The 10,254-nt window shown below is 36.6% G+C and carries 9 protein-coding genes; 5 read left to right on the top strand and 4 right to left on the bottom strand.

Going from position 1 to position 10,254, the window contains the following annotated elements:
- On the bottom strand, window positions 1-358 hold a 358-nt coding region (locus tag L6N96_01255; protein MCP8322794.1), incomplete at its 3' end, for a hypothetical protein.
- A 901-nt stretch (window positions 359-1,259) separates the two neighbouring features.
- Between L6N96_01255 and L6N96_01250 the strand changes: the two genes are divergently transcribed.
- From L6N96_01250 to L6N96_01235, 4 genes are all read left to right on the top strand, one after another.
- Window positions 1,260-1,877, top strand: a complete 618-nt coding sequence (locus L6N96_01250) for a hypothetical protein (protein ID MCP8322793.1) — start codon at window positions 1,260-1,262, stop codon at window positions 1,875-1,877.
- 363 nt (window positions 1,878-2,240) lie between these two features.
- The gene (locus L6N96_01245; protein ID MCP8322792.1) at window positions 2,241-3,143 is read left to right on the top strand and encodes a hypothetical protein; all 903 of its coding nucleotides are present in this window, start codon (window positions 2,241-2,243) and stop codon (window positions 3,141-3,143) included.
- 98 nt (window positions 3,144-3,241) lie between these two features.
- On the top strand, window positions 3,242-4,147 hold the full coding sequence (locus tag L6N96_01240; GenBank protein MCP8322791.1) for a UbiA family prenyltransferase: 906 nt from the start codon (window positions 3,242-3,244) through the stop codon (window positions 4,145-4,147).
- Between the two features lie 436 nt (window positions 4,148-4,583).
- Entirely contained in the window at window positions 4,584-4,853 is a 270-nt protein-coding gene (locus L6N96_01235) for a hypothetical protein (GenBank protein ID MCP8322790.1), read from the top strand.
- Between the two features lie 52 nt (window positions 4,854-4,905).
- Here the strand turns inward: L6N96_01235 and L6N96_01230 are convergent, their stop codons facing one another.
- Both L6N96_01230 and L6N96_01225 read right to left on the bottom strand, forming a co-directional pair.
- Complete coding sequence (locus tag L6N96_01230; GenBank protein MCP8322789.1) at window positions 4,906-5,421, bottom strand: hypothetical protein; 516 nt, start codon at window positions 5,419-5,421, stop codon at window positions 4,906-4,908.
- 214 nt (window positions 5,422-5,635) lie between these two features.
- Entirely contained in the window at window positions 5,636-5,929 is a 294-nt protein-coding gene (locus L6N96_01225) for a hypothetical protein (protein ID MCP8322788.1), read from the bottom strand.
- A gap of 184 nt (window positions 5,930-6,113) precedes the next feature.
- Between L6N96_01225 and L6N96_01220 the strand changes: the two genes are divergently transcribed.
- Complete coding sequence (locus L6N96_01220; GenBank protein MCP8322787.1) at window positions 6,114-9,794, top strand: Ig-like domain repeat protein; 3,681 nt, start codon at window positions 6,114-6,116, stop codon at window positions 9,792-9,794.
- On the opposite strand, the gene L6N96_01215 is transcribed toward L6N96_01220, so the two are convergent.
- A partial coding sequence (locus L6N96_01215; protein ID MCP8322786.1) for a hypothetical protein occupies window positions 9,791-10,254 on the bottom strand: 464 nt, incomplete at its 5' end. The genes L6N96_01220 and L6N96_01215 overlap by 4 nt on opposite strands.

Raw genomic sequence — 10,254 nt, 5'->3', positions numbered from 1 at the left:
CACCCTCGTAAAGATTATGAAGTGCTCTCCGAAAACATGTACAAATTCTACTCATTTCTTTCTTACTTATATCATAAGGATCAAGTCCTTCGTTAAACATATAATCAATAGCGAGAAAATATGCCGTTGTAGCTGGATGAGCTATAGTATACTTAAATGCTTTAAGGACCCAATTATTGGGTTTCTTAAACCAACTCCAAGACTCCAAAATGTCCTGCCATTCTTCAGGCTCTTCAATTTGATTTACTTGCTCCTTTACAACTCTAACAATTTCTTTTCGCCATTTCTTAGGAATGGGTAATTGTTCATTGATGGTATTTTCCAATTTGTTAACATCAGTACTGGCTTTCGCGGACATACTATCACCGAAGGATGATCGAGATTAGAAAAAGAATATAAAGATTTTTGACATATAATAAAAAAGGTAGATCTCACCTGTTTTCATAAATTCGCGTGCATACTATGAGGTCTACCCATCACCATTTAAAGAACTTTGAAAATGCTTCCATAATTTTGCTGAATTCAACTGAAGGGGGACACACACCTCACCATTTCCCATTTTTCCCCCCGCTCCCCCCTTTTACAAAATCATCGTTGCATATAGCGCAACGGTCGATTTGTAGGTGTAGTAGTCGTCGCATCGCGATGACTACTGGGGGGTACGAGGGGGGTGAGAGGGGTGTCCCCCCCCAAAATGACCTTCCCCTCGGCATTAAATTTGCAAGTTTGATAATGAAAAATTTCTTGGATAATAACAATGTGCTTTTCTGAAGTTTATATAGCATATGCACTTGGTCTTATGAAAGACATTGTATTCGCTTAATCACCTGGGTGCTGTCATTGGACCAATTTTGCTAGTTGTCACTTTAATTTTCAGCATAGTTGGGTCTATTGGCATGGGAGACGCTAGTACTACTAATTTTAATGAAAAAGTAGATTTAAACGTTAATAACACGTTTTCTCTAGCTAATACAAGTTCTGTAGAATTTTCTCGAACTTTTTCGTTGTCCGAAAAACGAGAAGTCTATTTACTCCATATTAAATGTCAATCAACCGAAGACACCGTTAATAGTGTGTTTATCAATGCTACCCTTAATGGAATTATAACTTCAGGGACTTTTAAGGATTCTTCCTCTAGTTCTTCTTCACCTCATACTTATGTGATCGGAACTACCCTAACAATGCGAATTAGTACCTCTACTCCAGTTTTTGTACTTTCAAATTCAATTAATATTAACATTACTGTTGATAGTACTTCTTTGTTCAATTCTAATAAAGGAGATTTTTGGATCCAAGAAGTAATCTTTGAATCTCTCACTCCACCCATTATTACCTCCACTTCAGAATCTACTCCTGTTCCTTTACAAATTTCTCAAGGTAGTTGGCGTCTTTCTCCTTTATCTAAGTTAAAAGAACGTCAACTTGAATCAGAGATATATGCTCATATAATGGAGGACACATTTGTTCGTATTGATGTTAATCTCCAGCCTGTCGACTTACTTGTGTCTTCAACAATGGTTGTCATCAGCACTACCAATTTCGCCTTTGAGAGCACTGATCTTTCTACAAGTCATTCAATAGCGGCAAATTTAGTTGAAGGAGATACATTACATCTAAATCTGAAATTTCGTCCCTCTTCTGAGTTTTCTGAATCAATTATTAGTGTCACTTTGACTGTAGTGATTTCAATCCTTCCTCCTATTCCTGGTAATAACTCACCAGGAACATCTTCGGATAATGCACAGATCGATCTTTCTTTGTCCGCTTTAGAGATTATACGATTTTTAATGATCATAGTTCCCTTGTTTATTTTCTATAGAACAAAGAAAGGTAAAGAAAAGGTCAAAGAGCGTTCTGTTCCTACTGCCGAAAACTGAATTTTTTTATGATTTTAGAGGTAGGTCCACAGACACAAACTCTGCATTCTGGGTTTTTTTGACTAAAAAACAATAAATGTTTATGGAGGAAGTTTGCAAACTTTGCACTTTTATGAAAAAAAATTACAATTCCCCATGATGCTTTGCAAAAGTGACATATCAAACTCACCTACATAATCGATCTCGTGATTTTGTCCCTCCGATATCCGCTAACCATGACACGAAATCCTCGCTGGAGTCAAGTCAAATCAGTAACAATCTAAAATAATCAAATTAAAGTATACTTTACTTGGACAGCAGCGTGTTATATTTAAATAGAATAAAGCCCTTAGAATGATGACGCATAGGAGTGTTTCCATCTTAATGGATTCAGAAAATACGGAACAAGAATCCGATTTCGCTGGGAAAATGTTGATTAAACGCCCAGAAATAACTAGTTTTGTTGATATTGATGATTACATGGAAAACGCTTCACCAGAATCTCCTGAATTAGAGTTTGAAGATCCAGGATATGAAAGTCCAACCTTTAAAACTCAGCGCTGGAAATTGGGTAGCCAGATCGGTCATTTATCCCGTCATGATGATAAGAGCTTTCGTAAACTTAAACATATTCATCAGAGCATCGCTTCTCAAGAAAATGAGCTAGATTCTAAGACAATTAAGCGAAATATTTATTTTTCTATGATTTTAACTCAATGGTTTCCTGAACCATTGATTGACAATGCAGTTGCCGAGCTTCATAAAACGGACTGTACAAAAATGGTGGCAGATGAGTCAGTCATCTGTCGAATCTTAGGTTATATTGAAGCTTTACTTAGGGTATCTTGTCGTTCAATTCCTTGGACTACTGTATTTGAAATTAATGATCAATTAGGACTAAATCTTGATAAAAAAGATATCGCAGCAGCAAAATTCAAGGCAGTTCGATCAGGTGCCTATAATGAGTTTTATAAGAAACGCGGATCCAGAGAAACCTTTGATGTTATCCGCTTTTATATGACTCGTCTAATAGCAGACATAGATCTGACTTCTGTCACAACTTCTCAGAAAAAGGAGATTTTATCCCTTAGTCGGCGATTATGTAATTTTCTTGAACAAAAACGGTTAGTTCCTAAAGATCCTGAAATGTATGGGCATGCTATTGTTGAAATTGCCTGTAAGAACGTACTGAAGAGTCGTAATTTACATACTCTAGATGATCCCCGTCTAAAAAAGAAACTATCAACTGCTATTCATTATATCAAAAAACAGTTAAAACAAGGATAATTTTTCTTCTCCCCTTCATTTTTTTTTTGCAGATATCCATCTTTTTTTGGATCTTTAAAACTGAAACTTTAGGTGGAAAGGGTGGAGCAAGTCTTAAAATGTATGCACTCAAAGAGAATTTGGTTCCTTCACGATCGCCAAAAACTCTCTTTCATTCCTATAAAAAATTAGTAAGGCCCTCAGTAGTTCTGATGGGGGTAACCAATGGGTTAGTAGGCGTCATTTATGCAGGAATTGGGTACGATACACTAGGATATGCTCTTATTGCGTTAATTTCAATTGCAGCTATAGCAGCTTTTTCTTATGGTTATAATCAACTTACTGATCTTGATGAAGATCGAATTAATTCTCCTCATCGTCCTCTAGTTACGGGAGAGCTATCTGTACAGGAGTGTAAAACGTTTCTAATAATTTTATTGGGAATTAGCACAATTCCAATGCTTGCTCTAGGTCGATACTTAGCTTTAGGCTTAATGTTAGTAGGACCCGTTCTTAGTGGTGTAGTTTACTCCCGTTGGCGAATTAAAGGATTTGTCATCAAACCCTTCTTCGTGGCCTATGGGTGGGCTTTCGTTCCACTGGTTGGGTACAGTGCAGTAACAAACGAACTGACCCCTCTCTTCTTGATTTTCTTACCTTTCTTCCTATCATTAATGTTTTTAACTACAACCATGGGCGATTTACGAGATGTAAAGGGAGATAAAGAAAATAATGTTCGATCTCTCCCAGTAGTCTTCGGAGTAAGGACAGTTATTCTTAATTTACAAATTTGTACTATTATAACCTATGCCCTTCTAATTGTGGGTATTATTTTACAAATCTTGCCAGTAGACGCGACTTGTGGACTGCTTGGTGGGCTTCTTCTTTTGCGATATACACGGAGTCCTAATGTTCTTTCTCGCCAAAAAGGAATGAAAAAGTCGTTAGCTCGATTTTCCTGGATGACTTCCTTAGGTTTAGTTGTAGGAAGAATTATTACTATTTTTGTTGGAATTCTTATCTAAAAAAAAGATAATTTTTTTATTTTAGGTATTAAGTTGGGTTAAGAGAGTATTAGCGGTAGAAATATCTTCTTTTCCATAAAATAAAGCGACTAACATTAATAGTGCGGTTGTGTTCTCTATCTTTTGTTCATGTTCGAGAGAAGAGGGGGATGAACTTATACTAAGAGACATTTCACTTCATCATACCCCACCATCCTACCCTTTATAATGATCTGAAAGAAGGTGAAAATAATGGGTATTTCTTTTCTTTATAAACTCTATGAAATAGGATACATTGATACCTATGTCATGCGTTGATACTATTAATCGGACTATTTTCCAATATAACGTTGTAGCGTCTTATAATGACGAACAAATGGGTGCAGCTCTTTATGCGAGGATAATCGCAGCTCTATATTCTCAGATGAATGAATCTCGGGCCGAGGATTGAGTAAAAATGGAAAAGACGGAAGAAGCATATAAGATCATAATTACTCCGATTATTAGCCATGAGACGTTCAATCATGTCAAGAAAGTGGAAGCAATCCAAACAAAAACTATTACTTTTTTCCGCTATATCTCAGCTTCCCTTTATCGTGATTATGAAGCAATTGATGATGAAAGATTCTTCTTAGATGAAGATGAAGCTATTGCTTATTGGAATCAAGCGATCAGTCGGGATTATGCAATGTTAGTTCCCGTAAAGTATCTTGAAGCCACGGCTTAAGGATAAAATTAGTTTAGTTTTTATATTAAAAAAATTATTTTATTTCTTTTATTCATACTTGGTTATTACTTTGGGCTAGTTTTGAAATCACTATGAATAAGAAGAAATAAATTAGAGCATAAACTACTCCTTCTTTCAGTCCGGTTATAGCTGAAGAAGTTCGTTTAAGAGCGATATATCCACTGATAGCAAAGATTACATAGGTCCATAAGACATATCCGGGATGAAATGCCCCAGGATTCATTGGACTTCCACGAATAAGAAACGCATAGTCTTTAGGGGAAGGCATTGCAATACCAAAGCAGCAAAAAATAAGGTAAATATGGATAAGTAGACCATACAGACCTAAACCTGCAAAAATTGAACTAGAACTAATTAAAAATAAAAATATTGCACCTGCACCTAGTAAAGGAGCTGAAGCAATCTTGAAGGCGTCTAATGTTGAATAATAGGGTCGTAGAAGTGGACTTACTTCATTGCCTTTGTTACCGCCCCAAAAGCTTAAAACTGCTGTAGATTGATTGTCAAGACGATATTTCTTGAGGTCTATTCGTTTTGCCATATTCATATGGAGCCACACATGTAAATATCGAAATGGAGCTCCTAAAACTAACATAATCTTCTTTAATGGGGGAAAAATGAAAAATAATAACTGGATTACTAAGTAGCTTAATAAAAAGGATAATAATACCTGAGGTAATCGATCAAGTCCACCCATAAAGGCTGACTGATACCATTTACCTAATTCTGCAAAGATAGCATTAATTAAGAGATTTAACAAATTAATCACCCACGTCATCGCCAAATTCGGAAACAATAAGGATTTTCCGATATCCAGGATGTCCTGTGTGTATAATAAAATGACGAGCACATTCACATTGTTTTTCAACTTGCATAGTTCGCTTTGTTGACTGTGTAAGACTATTTAAATCAATTTTGTGCTCCTCACCACAAGGACATTCAATAAGGAGATAAGTTTGTGGGACAACTAGCCCTAGCTCAGGTATTCCACTAACTAGAAAGTCACTAGAGCTGGTTTTTGGTTTACTTGCGAGAGTTTGAACACATTCAGCCATGTAGATCACGCCTCCAGAAATCGACAAATCGTATCGAAATTCTGATTTCTGGCAGTCATTTCATTTTCACATTAAACCCTGTCCCCTAACGAATATAAAGGTAAGAAAAACTCGGATAAATTATCTGATATATAAAACCTCTAGGAAGGTGGGAAGGGTGCAAGGGTGTTAACCGTTGAAAAAAATGAAGAAATGGCCAATTGGATTGAAAACAAGCTTAATCATCCTCTTCCTACTCAATATTGCGATTAACCCACTCTCCACTCCAGTTTTAGCTAGTGAAAATCAGGTCACCGTAACTGAAGTTTTTCCAGATCGGACCGACGTTACTGTGGGTGAAGAGGTTATTTTTACAATTCACGTCACGGCGAACGGAACTCCCGTTCCAGGTGGAACGGTAACCGTCAGGGAGGAAACAGACAGTTATTACAATGTATCGGGTACTCTTACAGATGGAACAGCAGTTTTAACTTGGTATGCCCAGACATGGACTCCTACAGGGTGGTGTACTTTTCTTGCTACCTATGAAGGAACTGAAGGGTACAATAGTTCAGTAGGTACAACTCAAGTCGCAGTTGAATCTCCTGTTACACCAGGTACTCAAGAAACAGCTACAACTATTACTCCTAGTGATGAAATAATATATCCAGATGAAATAATTGGATTTAATATAGAAATTGTCTATTTAGGGACATTTTTCCCCTATTTTGATGGAGGATATATTGCATTAGTGGATATCACAGAAAACATCGTCCTCCAACGTCACGATATCGGCTTTGAATTCACTGATACATATACCACAACTCTAACTCTCACTATACCTGCGTGGTACGCGAACGGAACCCATACTATTGAATCTCGATATACAGGATCCTATGACGCAGATCATGCCCCATCCCTTGGTAGTTGTACAATTGAAGTAATAAATAATGAAACTTCTCCTCCTCCCGAAGTTTTCAGTATTGTTATGACTGGAAATGCAACTGTTATTGAAATTGGGACTGATACTTTACAGATTGATGCCACCATTGAAGGAGATGACCCAGTAGGTAAAACCCTACGATTGACCTCCTATCAAAACAATGGCTCAATTCAGCACCTATTAGATGAACTAACTGTTATTTCTCGTGACTATACCTATTTGTTTACTCCTGGATCCGAAGACCAATCTGGTTCAATTTTATTTGAATTAATCCTAGAAGACCCCATTACTGAAGATATTAAAGCTACTGCAAATATTTCAGCGATACTTGAAGAACCAATTACCTTTTTCGAAACAATAATTACTCTAGATACAGACATAATTGAAGCTACCTATGGTACCATTCATTCTATTCCAGTATACCTAACATCATCCAATGGAAACCCAATTACCGCAGGTCAGTTGAACTCTTATGTATATGATGGAGTTACTCTCCTTCTTGACTTAACAGCTCCTATTTCTCAAGGTTATGCGGTTGTTGAGGTGCCCATCGAAGACTTTGGTGAAGGCAATTATCAACTTTCCTTAGAATGGTTAGGTAATGCAACTCAGAACGCAACGACCTATGATGCAACCCTAAACGTAGTTAAAGGAACCGCCTTACTTGATTCTAGCCTAAGTTCTAATACCATTGAATATGGTAGTGTTACCTCTTGGAATGCTCATGTTACCAATTATTTAGGCAATTCTATTGCAAATATTCCAATAAGCTTTGCCACTTCCCTAACAGGATTTTATTGGGATCAATGGGGAACAATAATGACAGATGGCTCAGGAGATGCTACTATTGAGGTACATTGGACTGAGGAAAACCAAGTGCACTATGGACAACCAGGCACATACACTGTCCGGATCACAATCGAAAATAATGATAAAGTAACCACAAAAATAATGACTCATACACTCAATGTGCTAAAAAATAGCGTTGTTTTGACATTAAACGATGTTACTGCTGCTCATCTTGAAACTGCAGTAATTGATGGAACTCTAACCACTTCTCACGGAATTTCTATTCCTGATGCCACAATTGACTTATATTGGAACGCAACTGCCACTGGAACATGGCAAAAGATAGCCACTGTTACTACAGATGACTTTGGGTATTATTCTACCGAAATAGAAGTTAATTTACTTCCTAAATCTTATAAATTGAAAGCAGAATATAAAGGAAACAGTTATTACACTATATCAGCTCAAATTTCATTTTTAGAGGTACTAGATAACCCCTCAGAAGTCAAAAAAATCGATATTACACCTACGACTTTGAATTTAGGAGATGTTGTTGAAATTAGTGTTAATGCCACTGACTTTGACTCTATCAACTCTGTTACTGCAATCATTTATGATAACTACAATAACTTTACTATAGATCTTGAATATCAAGATGGTCTCTATCAGAAGACAATATGGTGTGACACACAGTACCAAATAGGAATATGGACAATAGATCTAATTATTATAGATAATTTAGGTATTGAAACCATTTTTACTAATGTTGGAAGCTTTAACATTGTGGACAACCCTGCCCCAGAAGTAACTTATACTGTAACCCCAGAAACAATCGCTGATGGATCTTCTGTTGACTTCGAAATCATTGCTACAGACACTTTAGGTATTGCTTCTGTTAAGATAGAAATAGATCATACAATATATGACATTACTCAAGGTGACGATATACTTCCTGAAAGTGATGGAATTTCTACCCTTTTCGGGGGTGAACATGATGCACGTTACATATATAATATTCTACAGGCGCGCGAACAGGGCGTCTTCTACTTCCATTATACACCCCAAACTATGGGTTCCATACCTTTTATCATCTATGTAGAGGATAATGCAGGTAAACAAGCAATTCTAAATGGATACATTACGGTTGAGGCGGTAGCGCCTGAGCTATCTATTCACTCAATGAGTTCTCTCAACGGAACAGCACCCCACTCCTTTTCTCTCATTTTGAGTGTAATAGATGGCTCAGGTATAAATTACGTCAGTCTCTATGCGAATGACCAGGAATACTCCCTTCAATATAATGTAACTACCAATAAATGGGAAATTTCTGCAATATTTAACGCAGGAGAATACGTATTAAATATTGTAGCAGAAGATATGATTGGTACACAAAAAGCAGTTGAATTAGGGACTCTGATCGTCAATCAAGCCAGTTTTAGAATAACCTTTGAAACCGAAAATTTATCCGACGGTGAGACCACGAATTTCACAATTGAAGCTAGTGACAGCTTGGCCAATGCTACTGTTAATATTAGTTGGGGCAATCAAGATATTGAACTAACTTTAGACTCAAATGCTACAGGAATTGGTCAAATTCAATTTTATGAACCAAACACCTACACAGTTGAAGTTACCATTACTGACAAAGCAAATGTACAAATTACTCAGGAATATACCTTTGAAATCACTGCTAAAGGTCCAGAATTTGAGGAAGTATATCCAGATAAAACAATGTTAGCTGAGTATCATACACCTTTCACTTTAGAAATGGAAACCATTGTAAAAGATGCTTCTGGCGTAAGTACAGTAATCTTACATGTTAACTCCACTGAATATCCACTTATAAACAGTTTTGGTGTCTGGAATACACAGATTGACTTAACAAGTGGAACTCATACACTCAAGTTAGTAGCAACAGATATCTATGGTTCAGAAACAGTCTACATTCTTGGAGAAGTTATACTTTATGAAATTATAACTTCTGACCCGGGATCTGCATCAACATTTCCTCCAAATCCATCTCAAACGCCTGAGAAGGAAAGTTCCATAGAACCTACAGTTGGACTAATAGTTCTTGCAGTAGCCGTGGTTACCAGCGGTTTGTTTGTCTATTGGCGAAAGAAACCCAAACCAGGCATGACTACCTCCACTTAGGACTTAATATCATACTTCTTAAACAAAATTTTCTTTTTTATTTCAATAAACTCTTCAAAGGGGATTTCAATTAACGAACGATTACACTCAGGACAGTTTCGTAGGAATTTTTTTCTTTTATAGCTAGATTTGACTTTTTTGATGGGTTTTAGCCCTCTATCGTGTTTTTTAGGACACTTATAATAATCATAGACATGAGAGTTAATTTTATATTTGTCTAAGATAGACATAACTTGCATTTTTCGATTGTGAAGTGTTATATCCTTAGGTTTCTTTTCAGCCCGTTTTTTTATTCCTGATCGCCCTTCTACGATCTCAGTGTAAAATTTTTTAATATGTTCTATGTCTTTGTCTTTTGCCCAAGGTGTAATCCATATAGTTTCGGAATTTCGACCAAGACCTACTTCTTCTGGTGTTACTGCAATAGCTCTAATTAATCCACCCTCGTAAAGATTATGAG

The organism is Candidatus Methylarchaceae archaeon HK02M2 (genome assembly GCA_024256165.1).
Classification (GTDB): Archaea; Thermoproteota; Nitrososphaeria; order Nitrososphaerales; family JACAEJ01; genus HK02M2.
This window is presented reverse-complemented; position numbering and strand designations above follow the sequence as displayed.

What these genes read in the sequence shown, in the direction of transcription:
- L6N96_01245 (MCP8322792.1), top strand. Translation starts at nt 2,241, where the DNA reads ATGGATTCAGAAAATACGGAACAAGAATCCGATTTCGCTGGGAAAATG.
- L6N96_01230 (MCP8322789.1), bottom strand. Translation starts at nt 5,421, where the DNA reads ATGAATATGGCAAAACGAATAGACCTCAAGAAATATCGTCTTGACAAT.
- L6N96_01225 (MCP8322788.1), bottom strand. Translation starts at nt 5,929, where the DNA reads ATGGCTGAATGTGTTCAAACTCTCGCAAGTAAACCAAAAACCAGCTCT.
- L6N96_01220 (MCP8322787.1), top strand. Translation starts at nt 6,114, where the DNA reads ATGAAGAAATGGCCAATTGGATTGAAAACAAGCTTAATCATCCTCTTC.
- L6N96_01240 (MCP8322791.1), top strand. Translation starts at nt 3,242, where the DNA reads ATGTATGCACTCAAAGAGAATTTGGTTCCTTCACGATCGCCAAAAACT.
- L6N96_01235 (MCP8322790.1), top strand. Translation starts at nt 4,584, where the DNA reads ATGGAAAAGACGGAAGAAGCATATAAGATCATAATTACTCCGATTATT.